Here is a 14,558-nt window from a genome sequence, read left to right as displayed (position 1 = left end):
TGGCATGTTTGGAACCGCTGTGTTAGCAGATCGTGGAACGATTCATCTTAATTATTTACTATATTCAGAAAGCGTCTGTTAATAAATACTTTATCACGGCCTCTTGTTTCAACTTCCAAAACACCTATTTCGACTAACTCATTTAAGTAATTCGTAGCAGTCTTTCTTGTTACATCCAATGTGCTTTCTACATTTGATATTCTTGTGTAAAACTCTTTAAAGATAACGTCTACCAACTCACGTGAATATAGTTTTGGACTCTTCTCTCTTATTTCTTCGCTCGTCTTGTCTATCAAGGCATTTATATCCTTCAAAATTTCTAAAGACTCTGCAGCCATTTGAGTTATACCCTTTAAAATATACAAAATCCAGGATTCCCAGTCATCCTCGTTTTGAACACCTTGGATTAACTGATAATACTCTTGCTTATGATCCATGATATATTTACTCAAATATAAAATTGGCGAATCAAGAAGGTCCTTTAACACCAAGTACAGGATATTTACCATTTTTCCTGTTCTTCCATTTCAGTCATAGGATGGATAAATACTTTCAAATTGATAGTGAACAACTGCTAGTTTAATAAGTTCATCGATTTCATCTTCACTGTTGATATAATTCTCCAAATTCGTCAGCAAAATTCGAATTTCCTCTTCAGTTTCAGGCGGTCGATAAACTACTTCACCTGTTTGTTCATTCATCAATACAGTGCCAGACTGTTTTCTGATCCCAACATTATCACCTTCAATGATTGCCTGTACTTCTACAATCATATTCGTAGTCGAAATGCCTTTTCTTCAATCAAACTTACCCCATGCCAAAGCGCTTTTTTATAATTCAATACTTCTTTTGGTGCTCCTCGCATATACTTTTCATCTGATAAAGCTTCAAAGAGTTCGTCATGTGTTGCAATATTTTTTTCAATTTCAGAACTATCTTTAGCTTCATTATTTACTCATAACTATAGATTGTATGTAAATTCTACCTATATCCAAGTCAAACTGAGTGGAATGTCTCTAACGTTCCCACAATTCCCGATCGTGCCCCTCTATGTCTATTTCATATTTTATTCTAACATTTTAGGTCAGTAAAAACCCCTATTATTTTAAATAAAAGGGGCATGTTGGGAATTGCTGTGTTAGTTGTTGTTTTTACGATTTTCAACCTTACTGTGCGCTACTTATATAATCATAGTACTTTCTCATTATTAAATCTGAATCTTGGTTCAATACCCTGTCTGTCGTTGATAGATCAAGTCTTGAGTAATTATAGCCTTTAATTGAATCGATATTTTGCTCATTATTCGACATAAAAACGAATGCTTGATGTTTGCTTTTTAACGTGTCAAAAATGAATTTTGCTGTTCTATCAAGCTCAGGTTCATTAAAATCATCTTTCCTATAAGTATCAATAAACATTGGTATTTTTATGATCCCTCTAGTGTTACAAGCCATTTCATATATAGTTAAGTACTGTGCCAATATGGCTTGTACTTTCGTTGCACCTGACAGGTTTATTTTTACACTTTCTAAATTTGAAGTATAGTAATTTTTATATGAAAAAGGTATATTCAGTTTTTTATATGAATCTATCATAAGTTCTTTATAAGTCTTTGAAACATCTTTGTTATTCAATTTTAATAAGCTTTTCTCAACTGCTTCAAGCTCATCTTTTTTTCTATCGCGCTTAATTCTAAGTGAATCTATTTCAGCCTTAAGTTTCATGTTCACTCTACTTAGAGCATAACTATCAGCTCTATTTGCCAAATCAATTAACTCTGAAGTAGAATCTAACTTAGCTTTTATCTCGCTGTCAATATATTTAAGTTCTGATACTTCATTCAATCTAACTTCAATATCTTCCTCAAGGTCATGAAGGAACATGTTCACTTTTTCTCGTTCGTTTATTAAGTTTTCTTTAGTTAAATAAAGAACATAGTTTTCTTCTAGACTCTTACTAATAACTTGCTTACAGTTAGGACACTTACTATTTAGTTCGTTCTCAATCATGTCATTTATAGAAAGTTCAATAGAAGACTTCATTTCTGAATATGTATTCCGTTTGTACATTTTATCGTTAAGCTCTTTTTTTAGTTTATGTTCAGTTTCAATAATGTTATTATATGTATCTAAAAAGTACTTATATTGCTCTTTAAATGTATCTATGTCGATATTCTCCACTATATGAATATTTCTATTGTTCTCATCAATAATTAATTCTTTACTTTTAATCAATGCTTCAAATTCATCTAATGAGATCTTTAATTTACTTTTTTTCAGGTTTAGTCTGTAATACTCATTAGGTCTCGCACCTGTAAAATACTCCAATACTACTTTTCTATGATTCTTGATAAACTTAATTCCATTAAAAGTACTATCCATGTAATCCTGCCAGCTATTATCTTGATCTGTATAAAATGGCAAGAAAATATGATTAGGATAAAGTTGTGTCTCTTTTTTATCTATTCCCATTGTAACTACTTCAATTCCCATAATTTCATTAAGGAACTCAGTAAAAGTTTTCGTATCATAAAAATCGTAAGTATTATCTCTGTTTTTAATAATTTTAAAAAAATTACTTCCTCTTCCAATTTTCAGTTTTCTTCTGATAAGTATGTAGTTGTCATTTTCAATATTAAAATCCATTATGTATATATTACTAGCATGCTCATTTTGAAATTCGAAATCTTTAACTTCACATCCTAACGTGTACATCATCGATCTTGCTAATGTTGATTTACCAGCGTCTTTTTCGCCTACCACTAAGTTTATTTTCCTATCAAAGCTATGATTAAAAGCCTTCTTCTCAATTGGAGAAATAATAGAAAACTCATTAATTATGAAATTCATATATTCGACTCCTTTGCAACTACCAACAACACAAGTGCTTTCAGTTCATGTTCTTCCAATCGTATGCGAAGTTCCTCATATTTCTCAACTGAATTTATGTGATGAATAATTTCATCGATTGTGTTAAATGACCTATTGTTATATAGATCAAATATTGAATCATAATCCATGGAAGTAGGATGATTAGGAATTTTTACATAGCTCTTAAATTGATCAAATGAAAGTTTAATCTTAAAGTTTCTCTTGTCATCATCATTCAAAAGAAATACACACTCATTAAACATGACATCATCGTCAAATGAGGCAAACTTTACTATTTCTCCCATTATAAAATCTCTAGATAGTGTGGATTTCTCTTTTCGTATTTTTTTAATTTCACTTGTCATTGAGTTATACAAGGCAATACTGTTTACCTTGTTTTCACCAATTAAATCCTTTATGACATCCTCAATATAAACTCTTGTGACTTCTTCGTGTCTGGACTTCGGTATGAGCCTTATTGCATTTATCTTAGCCCAATCATACATACCATGCTTAGTATTTCTTATTATCTCATTTTTGGTATATGTTGAGAGCGAATCAAAATTTATCGACTTAAGTTTAGTTATCTCTTGGATTGCTCCAAGTTTTTTTGAAAACGTTTGATTCTCACAGATGATTAAATTATTGTCTACAACGCAGTTTGGTAATTCATTTTGAACTACACTATAATTGTCATACATCTTTTCAATTATTGATAGCGATGAGTTATTCTTCTTAGTTACTTTACTTGGTTTATATAGAACTTTTGGTGTTAAATTATTGTTAATACTTTTAGCTTGGTATAAGCTGACCTTGTTTGTAAATATAATAAAATCCTCGAGTTTCTCATATACTAAAGTGAACTCTTTTTTATTCTGCAGGTTTTCAAACACTAGATAAATAGCAGCTGACACTTGAAACTCAAATCCATCAAGTGCATTATCTCCACCTACCTCTGAATCAGGCAATGACAAAACCTTATTTATGATTACACTATCAAGCATAGAATCCCTCACCTTTTACTACTGATTCATCCAAATAATTACTATATAAACTTATCCTACTAAAACATCACTGTATAATCAATAACCGATTTGTATAATACCAAACATATTACAATTCATTAACTTAAGTAAAAATGACAACTAACTATTTTATTTCTTCATCGCTCCAAGTTGTATTATCCTTAAGCATGTCAGAGTATTTATCTATAACTCTCTTTATTTCATCTTCAATATTTTAAATTTGCAGTTATTGATAGTCTTAATAGTCTCCATTTATTAGTCTTTAATCATTTCACCAAACACTTCTAATAGTAAGAATCCTTCAGTATCACCTCGATCAATTAAGTACGTTGCTAATGCTTCGCTAACACTGCTTATTCCTTGTCTAAAATAGTTTTCAGCATAGATTTCATTTCTAAACACATCTACTATAATTCTTCTATTTTCCTTCGATACTTGAAACACCTGAGCATCCGGAACTAATAAAGCTTCTCCATGATCATCTTTCGTACTAAAAAAAGCTTCATCTACAAGGTTTTCTAATAGCTCTGTATCTTCACTCTCACCTGGTTCTACTAAATAGAAAAATGTTGTTTCATAATCTCCATTACGATTCTGTTGAACAAACTCAAGCGGATCAACAATAGCATCTGTATCAATCTTCCCTATTAACCTTTCATCTTCATCATCAAATTCATCCATTGATTCGTAAAAAGTAAACTGAACCACTCTGTCACTTAGTCCAAACTCATCAATGATTTCATTCATTCTCTTCCCAATAATGCCTTGAGTCAGTGTAGAAAAATATTTATCTCTCATAGTATGGGCATAGAACTCAATCTCTGGGTCTCTTTTAGGAATACAAAGAGCGTTCATATCATTAAATCCATCAACATTAGGATCATCATCAATTTTTATGAATATAAACTCCTCATCATATTTTTCTTGAAGACGTGATAAGACATCATCATCAAAATTACTATTATGGTATCCATTACCGTTTATTATTAGTGCATCAAAATCAATGTTTCTCTCATCAAGATAAATCGCCATCTCTTTATAATCCATTTGCGGCATTTCATAAATTGAACTTTTATACTTTTCATCAGCAATAAATGTATCAATATATGGTAATCCGCCAGCGATATCAGTGAAAGAACTCGCTAGCAACTCATAATTATCTTCAGCACTAAAGCCTTCTTTTATACTTAAATCACCAAACAAATAGTAGCGAGTCATAGCCCTGCGCACATGAATCACCTGATTCTCATAAATGTCCTCAAATGTAATTTCACCATCTCTATACTTCTGAAGACTGTCATTCATTATCTCCATATTTGCAACTGCATGAATTGGATAATCCAGATTGGTGATTTTGCTCTTGTAGACTGCCTCGAACTTCTCTGCAAACTTTATGTTGATTTCATCTTCCTCTTTCTTAAAATCAACATAGTAAAGTCCCTTCCCATAGTGACGTTCCAGTTCCTCTTCTCTTGATAATTTCAACTCTGAAAGTCTTACCGCATCCTTTAATCCTGCTTCATATTTTGCATCCATCGAATTAATTGTCGTGGTGCTTCCTCCACTAGAGCAACCAGCTAACATCAAAACTAACAAAGCCACTGGAAGTACACGTTTAAGTCTTAGTTGCATTCTGATCTCCTTTAATTTCTAATGAGCTTATATAGTTTGAATATAATTCTTTATAATTCTAACGTTTCCACGGTTCACGCTCGTTCGCCTTCTATTGCAACACTTTAAGCAAATTCAGAAACATAAACTTAGCAATGTTAGAAACTCTATCTCAACCAGGTGAATGGCAGGACACCGCTGTGTTATAGGATGCTATTCTTGTTTCTGCTTTACTTTCTAATTTAAGTCTACGGCTCTATAATACACTCAGGCATTTCTCTGGAAATTACTGTTTTTGAACAAGTTCCACCTAATTCACTTGTTATAACTTCACCTAACTCTTTAACTGCGATTTCAAACTCTTCGACTCTGCTTGAGTTAATTAACTCCATATATATTAAAGCATTTTTTGTTTTTCGAGTAATTTTTGTTCTATCAGCTTCACGCCATAACCAACTTCTCACAACGGTACCTATATCATCCTTATAAATTAGTTCCCCTTCTCTTGGGGGTTTGTTTTCGGTTTCTCCAAGTGGAACAAAGCTTTCATTGCCATTCGCAAAACTTAACACCATGTCTCCTTCAATACAATCTAAATCTTCCCCGCCACATGTAAACAAATGACTTAATGATATATAGTTATATAAGTCAACTACTGGATTAACTGAAAATATGCTACTCCCCTTTTTAACTCGTTTTGCCATAGCTTCAATAGAAGCTAAACTTCCCTTTTTCCGCTTAATTTTCTTCATCGCCTGACTATAATCATTGATGTATGTATGCAAAATATCGTTCTGATAGGCAATTTTAGAAATCTTTTTATAAGCTCTTTCTAGGTGAATCGCTCTCCCTACCTCACTATTGTCAAGATTTCTAAAATCCAATACTGCAATTTGTAGTTCTGGAAACAAGTCAAATACCTCTTTATCAATTTTGAATTTTTTCATATTATCAGCCCCTTTATTTATCTAAAATTATAATAAAGCTCACTCAATCATTAGCTTAGAAGATAATTTCCTATAACTATTTTATTTTTCATCGCTCCAAGTTGTATTATCATCCTAATTTCTAGTCTTCTGTCACAACTCCAAAAACTTCCATAAGCAAGAATCCTTCTGACTCACCTCTATCGATTAAGTATGTTGCTAACCCTATATGTTAGCCTAGTTGTCGGGAGGTGAAATTTACTCTATCATTGAGAGTAATGCGAAAAGGAGAAACCCGATGCCAAGATATAGTAAACAACTGAAAGCAAAAATAATAAAACAAATGTTGCCGCCACAGAATGTGAAAGTCAGCGAGTTATCAAAGCAACATAACATCCCTGAACAAACCCTTTATAAATGGAAGAAAAATGCTAAAGAACACGGCGCAGTAATACAAACACATACCAAAGGTAGCGAAAAATACACGAATGAAGTAAAGCTAAATATTATTATAGAAACTGCTCATTTAAACCAACAAGAGCTTTCAGAATATTGTCGTAAAAAAGGACTTTATGTTGATGAAATCAACGCTTGGAAATCAACGTTTATTACCGGTAAAACTACATCTGATAACGAAGTAAAAGAAGAATTAAAGACTAAAGATGCTGAGTTGAAATCAGTGAAAAAAGAGCTCATTCGTAAAGAAAAAGCATTAGCTGAAGCAGCCGCACTACTGGTCCTCAGAAAAAAGATGAATGCGATTTGGAATTCGGACGAGGAAGATTAACTTCAGCATCAAATCGCTTAGCAGTAATGGAAGTTATCGATGAAGCTGTATCATCTGGCGCTCGACAATTCATGGCATGTAACGAGGTTAATATAAGCGAAAGAACGCTGCAGCGTTGGCGTTTGGAAGGTGAAAAAACGAAGGATAAACGTCCTGATGCAATCAGACCTACACCTCAAAACAAACTTAGCCCAAAAGAAGAACAAGCCGTTTTAACGGCAATGAATAAACCTGAACATCAAAATCTACCACCGTCACAAGTCGTACCTAGACTTGCTGATAAGGGAATATATATTGCCTCAGAATCTACCTTTTATAGAATTCTTAACGAACATAAGCAAAACAACCACCGCGGGAAGTCAAAACAACCCGTAAAACGCCATATGACAACACATCAAGCCACAGGACCCAATCAAGTATGGATGTGGGATATCACTTGGTTGCCAGGAGCAGCTAAAGGCATATATTACTACTTGTATTTAATACTCGACTTATATAGTCGTAAGATTGTCGGATGGGAAATCTGGCCAAATGAAAGTGCTGAGAATGCAAGTGTACTCATACGCAAAGCATGTTATTCAGAGAATGTGCTTTCAGGCCTGCAACCGCTAGTTCTTCATTCTGACAATGGTAGCCCCATGAAAGGTGCATCGCTTTTAACTACGTTATATTCTCTTGGTATTGTGCCATCAAATAGCAGACCACGAGTAAGTAATGACAACGCTTTTATTGAATCATTTTTTAAAACTGTGAAGTATATGCCGACATTTCCACACCATGGCTTTGAGTCTATTGAGATAGCACGTGCGTGGGTTTTGGAATTTTCGAAATATTACAATACTGAACATCGACATCGTGGTATCAAGTTCATGACACCTAAAGAACGACATGACGGTAAATCAAAAATGATAACCGAAAAACGTAATAAAGTGTATCAACAAGCACGATCAAAAAATCCACATAGGTGGAGTAGATCGACAAGAAACTGGGAAGTGGAAGAAACAGTGTATTTAAACCCAAGTAAAGTGGACATTCAGAGAGAAAAAATTAGCTAAACACGACAACTATGTTGACATACAGCGCTAATGCTTCACTAACACTGGTTATTCCTTGTCTAAAATAGTTTTCAGCATAGATTTCATCTCTGAATACATCAACTACAAGGCTTCTTTTTTCTTCGCTTAATTCAACCACTTGATAATCAGTTAGAAGAACTGAATTGCCTTGAGAATCTTTTAAGTCAAAATAGGCTTTATCTGTAAGTTCATTTAATAGTTCTTTATCTTCTAGCTCACCAGGTTCTTTCAAACAATAAAATGTTGTTTCATAGTAACCATTGCGATTTTCCTCTATAAACTTCATTTCATTTTCTATAGCATCTGTATCTATCTTGCCACTGATTCTTTCATCCTCTTCCCTATAGTCATCTCTGGTATCGTAAAATGTAAACTGAACCACTCTGTCACTAAGTCCAAACTCATCAATGATTTCATTCATTCTCTTCCCAATAATGCCTTGAGTCAGTGTAGAAAAATATTTATCTCTCATAGTATGGGCATAGAACTCAATTTCTGGGTCTCTTTTAGGAATACAAAGAGCATTCATATCATTAAATCTATCAACATTAGGATCATCATCAATTTTTATAAATATAAACTCCTCATTATATTTTTCTTGAAGACGTGATAAGACATCATCATCAAAATTACTATTATGATATCCATTACCGTTTATTATTAGTGCATCGAAATCAATGTTTCTCTCATCAAGATAGATCGCCATCTCCTTATAATCCATTTGTGGCATTTCATAAATCAAACTTTTATACTTTTCATCAGCAATAAATATATCAATATATGGTAATCCGCCAGCGATATCAGTGAAAGAACTCGCTAGCAACTCATAATTTTCTTCAGCGTTAAAGCCTTCTCCTACACTTAAATCACCAAACAAATAGTAGCGAATCATAGCCCTGCGCACATGAATCACCTGATTCTCATAAATGTCCTCAAATGTAATCTCGCCATCTCTATACTTTTGAAGACTGTCATTCATTATCTCCATATTTGCAACCGCATGAATTGGATAATCCAGATTGGTGATTTTGCTCTTGTAGACTGCCTCGAACTTCTCTGCAAACTTTATGTTGATTTCATCTTCCTCTTTCTTAAAATCAACATAGTAAAGTCCCTTCCCATAGTGACGTTCCAGTTCCTCTTCTCTTGATAATTTCAACTCTGAAAGTCTTACCGCATCCTTTAATCCTGCTTCATATTTTGCATCCATCGAATTAATTGTCGTGGTGCTTCCTCCACTAGAGCAACCAGCTAACATCAAAACTAACAAAGCCACTGGAAGTACACGTTTAAGTTTTAGTTGCATTCTGATCTCCTTTAATTTCTAATGAGCTTATATAGTTTAAATATAATTCTTTATGATTCTAACTATTTTCATGCTCTTTTTTATTCTGATAATTTCAAAACTTATATATGAAAATGAAGCTCCATATTTCTTATCTTTAATTGAATAGAAACTCCATCGTGTTATACAAGCTTTGAGTAAGCTCACCATCTTTTGATTTTGTTAACAACTCTTTCATACGATCATTTACATTATCTTTTCCTAAACTTCTTGGATCCCAGTCATAATCAATCTGGCTTTGTATGGCAACTTCTAAAGCTTTATACGAAGAATACGTATTTTGTAGATTTACCTTTGTTAATTCTAATTCTTCTTTCAAATGTTCTGGTTCATAATCTGTTTTGAAAAATCTTACACTTATTCTTGATTCAACATAGGCATCATGGAGCGGTTACACTAAGTTAGACAGATTCCTTAAGGTCATATAAACTAAGACCAATAAGAAGGAGAAATTACAATGTCTAAAACAAAACGCCCAAGAAGACAGTTTACAGATGAATTTAAAGAACAAATCGTTCAGCTCTATTTAACTGGTAAGAGCAAGTCTGAAATTATAAAAGAGTATGATTTAACACCATCGTCGTTGAATCGATGGATAGAGCAACACCAAAGTTCAGGTTCATTTAAAACGAAAGATAATCTAAGTGAAGCTGAAAAAGAGTTTATCGAACTCAGAAAACGCAATAAACAACTTGAAATGGAAAATGACATTTTAAAGCAAGCAGCGCTGATAATGGGACGAAAGTAGAAATCATCAAGGCAAACCTTGATAAATACTCGATATCAGCAATGTGTACCGTCCTGAAAATACCTAGAAGTACTTACTATTACGAATCAAAATCAAGCGATACAAAAGAAACAGATGAATACACTGACGATGTGATTCGCATATATAAAGCAAGCCGTAGAAGCTATGGAACACGTCGTATTCGCAAAGAACTTCAGACAGAAGGTAAACAAGTTTCTCGGCGCAGAATCAAACGGATTATGGTTGAGAACGGCTTGGTTTCAAGCTATACAGTTGCAAAATACAAACCTTATAAATCAGCTCCAAATGAAGATATAGTCCCAAATGTAGTGGATAGAAACTTTGATGAACGTGAACTTCTTGAAGTTGTAGTCAGCGATCTGACATACGTTCGTGTTGATGGTAAATGGAACTATGTCTGCCTCATACTCGACCTGCACAACCGTGAAATCATAGGATATAGTGCTGGTCCAAACAAAGATGCAGAACTTGTCTATCAAGCATTTGCAACGATTAAACATAACTTACGGAAAGTATCCATATTCCACACCGATCGAGGAAATGAGTTCAAAAATAATGCGATCGATGGAATCCTTGATACATTTGAAATCGATAGGTCGCTTAGTAAAAAGGGCTGTCCGTATGACGCTGTATGTCAACATAGTTGTCGTGTTTAGCTAATTTTTTCTCTCTGAATGTCCACTTTACTTGGGTTTAAATACACTGTTTCTTCCACTTCCCAGTTTCTTGTCGATCTACTCCACCTATGTGGATTTTTTGATCGTGCTTGTTGATACACTTTATTACGTTTTTCGGTTATCATTTTTGATTTACCGTCATGTCGTTCTTTAGGTGTCATGAACTTGATACCACGATGTCGATGTTCAGTATTGTAATATTTCGAAAATTCCAAAACCCACGCACGTGCTATCTCAATAGACTCAAAGCCATGGTGTGGAAATGTCGGCATATACTTCACAGTTTTAAAAAATGATTCAATAAAAGCGTTGTCATTACTTACTCGTGGTCTGCTATTTGATGGCACAATACCAAGAGAATATAACGTAGTTAAAAGCGATGCACCTTTCATGGGGCTACCATTGTCAGAATGAAGAACTAGCGGTTGCAGGCCTGAAAGCACATTCTCTGAATAACATGCTTTGCGTATGAGTACACTTGCATTCTCAGCACTTTCATTTGGCCAGATTTCCCATCCGACAATCTTACGACTATATAAGTCGAGTATTAAATACAAGTAGTAATATATGCCTTTAGCTGCTCCTGGCAACCAAGTGATATCCCACATCCATACTTGATTGGGTCCTGTGGCTTGATGTGTTGTCATATGGCGTTTTACGGGTTGTTTTGACTTCCCGCGGTGGTTGTTTTGCTTATGTTCGTTAAGAATTCTATAAAAGGTAGATTCTGAGGCAATATATATTCCCTTATCAGCAAGTCTAGGTACGACTTGTGACGGTGGTAGATTTTGATGTTCAGGTTTATTCATTGCCGTTAAAACGGCTTGTTCTTCTTTTGGGCTAAGTTTGTTTTGAGGTGTAGGTCTGATTGCATCAGGACGTTTATCCTTCGTTTTTTCACCTTCCAAACGCCAACGCTGCAGCGTTCTTTCGCTTATATTAACCTCGTTACATGCCATGAATTGTCGAGCGCCAGATGATACAGCTTCATCGATAACTTCCATTACTGCTAAGCGATTTGATGCTGAAGTTAATCTTCCTCGTCCGAATTCCAAATCGCATTCATCTTTTTTCTGAGGACCAGTAGTGCGGCTGCTTCAGCTAATGCTTTTTCTTTACGAATGAGCTCTTTTTTCACTGATTTCAACTCAGCATCTTTAGTCTTTAATTCTTCTTTTACTTCGTTATCAGATGTAGTTTTACCGGTAATAAACGTTGATTTCCAAGCGTTGATTTCATCAACATAAAGTCCTTTTTTACGACAATATTCTGAAAGCTCTTGTTGGTTTAAATGAGCAGTTTCTATAATAATATTTAGCTTTACTTCATTCGTGTATTTTTCGCTACCTTTGGTATGTGTTTGTATTACTGCGCCGTGTTCTTTAGCATTTTTCTTCCATTTATAAAGGGTTTGTTCAGGGATGTTATGTTGCTTTGATAACTCGCTGACTTTCACATTCTGTGGCGGCAACATTTGTTTTATTATTTTTGCTTTCAGTTGTTTACTATATCTTGGCATCGGGTTTCTCCTTTTCGCATTACTCTCAATGATAGAGTAAATTTCACCTCCCGACAACTAGGCTAACATATAGGGATGATAAGGCTGTAGCTGAAGCTACTTTCAAATCTTTTAAAGTCGAGTTTGTGTATCAACATGCATTTGAAAATCTAAACGAGCTTCGACTTGAGTTATTCGATTATGTGAACTGGTACAACAATATCAGATTGCACTCATCTTTGGGCTATCTGCCACCAACTACTTACAAATATTCACACCTTAAGAAAGTTGTCTAATAAAGTGTTGACATTCCATCAATTTCTTCATCGCTCCAAGTTGTATTATCCTTAAGCATGTCAGAGTATTTATCTATAACACTCTTTATTTCATCTTCAATATTTTAAATTTGCAGTTATTGATAGTCTTAATAGTCTCCATTTATTAGTCTTTAATCATTTCACCAAACACTTCTAATAGTAAGAATCCTTCAGTATCACCTCGATCAATTAAGTACGTTGCTAATGCTTCGCTAACACTGCTTATTCCTTGTCTAAAATAGTTTTCAGCATAGATTTCATTTCTAAACACATCTACTATAATTCTTCTATTTTCCTTCGATACTTGAAACACCTGAGCATCGGGAACTAATAAAGCTTCTCCATGATCATCTTTTGTACTAAAAAAAGCTTCATCTACAAGGTTTTCTAATAGCTCTGTATCTTCACTCTCACCTGGTTCTACTAAATAGAAAAATGTTGTTTCATAATCTCCATTACGATTCTGTTGAACAAACTCAAGCGGATCAACAATAGCATCTGTATCAATCTTCCCTATTAACCTTTCATCTTCATCATCAAATTCATCCATTGATTCGTAAAATGTAAACTGAACCACCCTATCACTAAGTCCAAACTCATCAATGATTTCATTCATTCTCTTCCCAATAATGCCTTGAGTCAGTGTAGAAAAATATTTATCTCTCATAGTATGGGCATAGAACTCAATCTCTGGGTCTCTTTTAGGAATACAAAGAGCATTCCTATCATTAAATCTATCAACATTGGGATCATCATCAATTTTTATAAATATAAACTCCTCATTATATTTATCTTGAAGACGTGATAAAACATCATCATCAAACTCACTATTAATGTAACCATTACCATTTACTATCAAAGTATTAAACTCAATCTTCTTACCATTCAGATATATCGCCATCTCCTTATAGTCCATTTGTGGCATTTCACAAATTGAACTTTTATGCTTTTTATCAACAATGAATGTATCAATAAACGGCAAACCGCCGGCAATATCAGTGAAGGAGCTTGCTAACATCTCATAATTGTCCTCTACTGTAAGCCCTTCTCCTACACTTAAATCACCAAACAAATAGTAACGAATCATAGCCCTGCGCACATGAATCATTTGATTCTCATAAATGTCCTCAAATGTAATTTCACCCTCTCTATACTTTTGAAGACTGTCATTCATTATCTCCATATTTGCAACCGCATGAATTGGATAATCCAGATTGGTGATTTTGCTCTTGTAGACTGCCTCGAACTTCTCTGCAAACTTCATGTTGATTTCATCTTCCTCTTTCTCAAAATCAACATAGTAAAGTCCCTTCCCATAATGACGTTCTAGTTCTTCTTCTCTTGATAATTTCAACTCGGCAAGTCTTGCAGCATCCTTTAATCCTGCTTCATATTTTGCATCCATCGAATTCATTGTCGTGGTGCTTCCTCCACTAGAGCAACCAGCTAAAGTTATAGCTAACAAAGCCACTAGAAGTACACGTTTAAGTTTTAGTTGCATCCTGATCTCCTTTAATTTCTAATGAACTTAAATAGTTTAAATATAATTCTTTATGATTCTAACTATTTTATGTTCTTTTATTATTCTGCTAATTTCAAAACTTATATATTGGTTTTATAGTCGGTAACATTGTATATAATACGTCCCCTGATTTTT

The 14,558-nt window shown here is 34.0% G+C and carries 13 protein-coding genes and 2 pseudogenes; 4 read left to right on the top strand and 11 right to left on the bottom strand.

The window, feature by feature from the left end; translation table 11 throughout:
- Window positions 1-47: 47 nt before the first annotated feature.
- The 7 genes and pseudogenes from ACQ4KW_RS04610 to ACQ4KW_RS04580 all read right to left on the bottom strand — a co-directional run bounded on the left by ACQ4KW_RS04610 (window position 48) and on the right by ACQ4KW_RS04580 (window position 6,453).
- Entirely contained in the window at window positions 48-437 is a 390-nt protein-coding gene (locus ACQ4KW_RS04610) for a Fic family protein (RefSeq protein WP_430885359.1), read from the bottom strand.
- A 90-nt stretch (window positions 438-527) separates the two neighbouring features.
- Entirely contained in the window at window positions 528-773 is a 246-nt protein-coding gene (locus tag ACQ4KW_RS04605) for a Fic family protein (protein WP_430885358.1), read from the bottom strand.
- Window positions 770-940, bottom strand: a pseudogene (locus ACQ4KW_RS04600) (Fic/DOC family N-terminal domain-containing protein); the annotation flags it as partial. The pseudogene ACQ4KW_RS04600 and the gene ACQ4KW_RS04605, both read right to left, overlap by 4 nt.
- A gap of 226 nt (window positions 941-1,166) precedes the next feature.
- Window positions 1,167-2,849 carry an ATP-binding protein gene (locus tag ACQ4KW_RS04595; RefSeq protein WP_430885357.1) on the bottom strand — a complete coding sequence of 561 codons (1,683 nt, stop codon included), beginning with the start codon at window positions 2,847-2,849 and terminating at the stop codon, window positions 1,167-1,169.
- Window positions 2,846-3,874, bottom strand: coding sequence for a dsDNA nuclease domain-containing protein (locus ACQ4KW_RS04590; RefSeq protein WP_430885356.1), 1,029 nt, complete (start codon window positions 3,872-3,874; stop codon window positions 2,846-2,848). Before ACQ4KW_RS04590 ends, ACQ4KW_RS04595 begins: the two co-directional genes overlap by 4 nt.
- A 276-nt stretch (window positions 3,875-4,150) precedes the next feature.
- Window positions 4,151-5,527: a hypothetical protein gene (locus tag ACQ4KW_RS04585; RefSeq protein WP_430885355.1), complete on the bottom strand. Its 1,377-nt coding sequence runs from the start codon at window positions 5,525-5,527 to the stop codon at window positions 4,151-4,153.
- A 227-nt stretch (window positions 5,528-5,754) separates the two neighbouring features.
- Entirely contained in the window at window positions 5,755-6,453 is a 699-nt protein-coding gene (locus tag ACQ4KW_RS04580) for a B3/B4 domain-containing protein (RefSeq protein WP_430885354.1), read from the bottom strand.
- A 277-nt stretch (window positions 6,454-6,730) separates the two neighbouring features.
- Between ACQ4KW_RS04580 and ACQ4KW_RS04575 the strand changes: the two genes are divergently transcribed.
- Window positions 6,731-8,274 (top strand): IS3 family transposase gene (locus tag ACQ4KW_RS04575; protein WP_430883257.1). Its coding sequence is split into 2 segments (ribosomal slippage): window positions 6,731-7,184 and window positions 7,184-8,274, totalling 1,545 coding nucleotides; the frame shifts between segments, so codons are not numbered across the junction.
- On the opposite strand, the gene ACQ4KW_RS04570 is transcribed toward ACQ4KW_RS04575, so the two are convergent.
- Together ACQ4KW_RS04570 and ACQ4KW_RS04565 are read right to left on the bottom strand one after the other, a co-directional pair.
- On the bottom strand, window positions 8,267-9,601 hold the full coding sequence (locus ACQ4KW_RS04570) for a hypothetical protein (RefSeq protein WP_430885353.1): 1,335 nt from the start codon (window positions 9,599-9,601) through the stop codon (window positions 8,267-8,269). The genes ACQ4KW_RS04575 and ACQ4KW_RS04570 overlap by 8 nt on opposite strands.
- Before the next feature lie 136 nt (window positions 9,602-9,737).
- Window positions 9,738-9,959 (bottom strand): hypothetical protein, encoded by a 222-nt coding sequence (locus ACQ4KW_RS04565; RefSeq protein WP_430885352.1) that lies wholly within the window; start codon window positions 9,957-9,959, stop codon window positions 9,738-9,740.
- Between the two features lie 138 nt (window positions 9,960-10,097).
- On the opposite strand from ACQ4KW_RS04565, the gene ACQ4KW_RS04560 reads away from it, so the two are divergent.
- The gene (locus ACQ4KW_RS04560) at window positions 10,098-10,388 is read left to right on the top strand and encodes a transposase (protein WP_430885351.1); all 291 of its coding nucleotides are present in this window, start codon (window positions 10,098-10,100) and stop codon (window positions 10,386-10,388) included.
- 41 nt (window positions 10,389-10,429) lie between these two features.
- Window positions 10,430-11,065 carry an IS3 family transposase gene (locus ACQ4KW_RS04555; protein ID WP_430885350.1) on the top strand — a complete coding sequence of 212 codons (636 nt, stop codon included), beginning with the start codon at window positions 10,430-10,432 and terminating at the stop codon, window positions 11,063-11,065.
- On the opposite strand, the gene ACQ4KW_RS04550 is transcribed toward ACQ4KW_RS04555, so the two are convergent.
- A protein-coding gene (locus ACQ4KW_RS04550) for an IS3 family transposase (protein ID WP_430883257.1) occupies window positions 11,062-12,605 on the bottom strand; the annotation gives its coding sequence in 2 pieces (ribosomal slippage) (window positions 11,062-12,152 and window positions 12,152-12,605; 1,545 coding nt in all). The two genes, ACQ4KW_RS04555 and ACQ4KW_RS04550, sit on opposite strands and share 4 nt — an antisense overlap.
- Window positions 12,606-12,682: 77 nt before the next feature.
- Here ACQ4KW_RS04550 and ACQ4KW_RS04545 point away from each other — a divergent pair.
- Window positions 12,683-12,880, top strand: a pseudogene (locus ACQ4KW_RS04545) (IS3 family transposase); the annotation flags it as partial.
- A gap of 145 nt (window positions 12,881-13,025) precedes the next feature.
- Here ACQ4KW_RS04545 and ACQ4KW_RS04540 read toward each other — a convergent pair.
- Window positions 13,026-14,402 (bottom strand): hypothetical protein, encoded by a 1,377-nt coding sequence (locus ACQ4KW_RS04540; protein WP_430885349.1) that lies wholly within the window; start codon window positions 14,400-14,402, stop codon window positions 13,026-13,028.
- Window positions 14,403-14,558 lie beyond the last annotated feature (156 nt).

The sequence above is a fragment of the Tianxiuia mixotrophica genome, assembly GCF_050596425.1.
Taxonomy (GTDB): domain Bacteria; phylum Bacillota; class Clostridia; order Peptostreptococcales; family Acidaminobacteraceae.
The sequence above is the reverse complement of the archived record's forward strand: the minus strand, read 5'-3'. Positions and strand labels throughout refer to the sequence as shown.

Excerpts from the sequence above, each read along its gene's own strand:
- ACQ4KW_RS04585 (WP_430885355.1), bottom strand. The coding sequence starts at position 5,527 with ATGCAACTAAGACTTAAACGTGTACTTCCAGTGGCTTTGTTAGTTTTG.
- ACQ4KW_RS04540 (WP_430885349.1), bottom strand. The coding sequence starts at position 14,402 with ATGCAACTAAAACTTAAACGTGTACTTCTAGTGGCTTTGTTAGCTATA.
- ACQ4KW_RS04605 (WP_430885358.1), bottom strand. The coding sequence starts at position 773 with ATGATTGTAGAAGTACAGGCAATCATTGAAGGTGATAATGTTGGGATC.
- ACQ4KW_RS04610 (WP_430885359.1), bottom strand. The coding sequence starts at position 437 with ATGGATCATAAGCAAGAGTATTATCAGTTAATCCAAGGTGTTCAAAAC.
- ACQ4KW_RS04590 (WP_430885356.1), bottom strand. The coding sequence starts at position 3,874 with ATGCTTGATAGTGTAATCATAAATAAGGTTTTGTCATTGCCTGATTCA.
- ACQ4KW_RS04580 (WP_430885354.1), bottom strand. The coding sequence starts at position 6,453 with ATGAAAAAATTCAAAATTGATAAAGAGGTATTTGACTTGTTTCCAGAA.
- ACQ4KW_RS04560 (WP_430885351.1), top strand. The coding sequence starts at position 10,098 with ATGTCTAAAACAAAACGCCCAAGAAGACAGTTTACAGATGAATTTAAA.
- ACQ4KW_RS04595 (WP_430885357.1), bottom strand. The coding sequence starts at position 2,849 with ATGAATTTCATAATTAATGAGTTTTCTATTATTTCTCCAATTGAGAAG.
- ACQ4KW_RS04555 (WP_430885350.1), top strand. The coding sequence starts at position 10,430 with ATGTGTACCGTCCTGAAAATACCTAGAAGTACTTACTATTACGAATCA.
- ACQ4KW_RS04570 (WP_430885353.1), bottom strand. The coding sequence starts at position 9,601 with ATGCAACTAAAACTTAAACGTGTACTTCCAGTGGCTTTGTTAGTTTTG.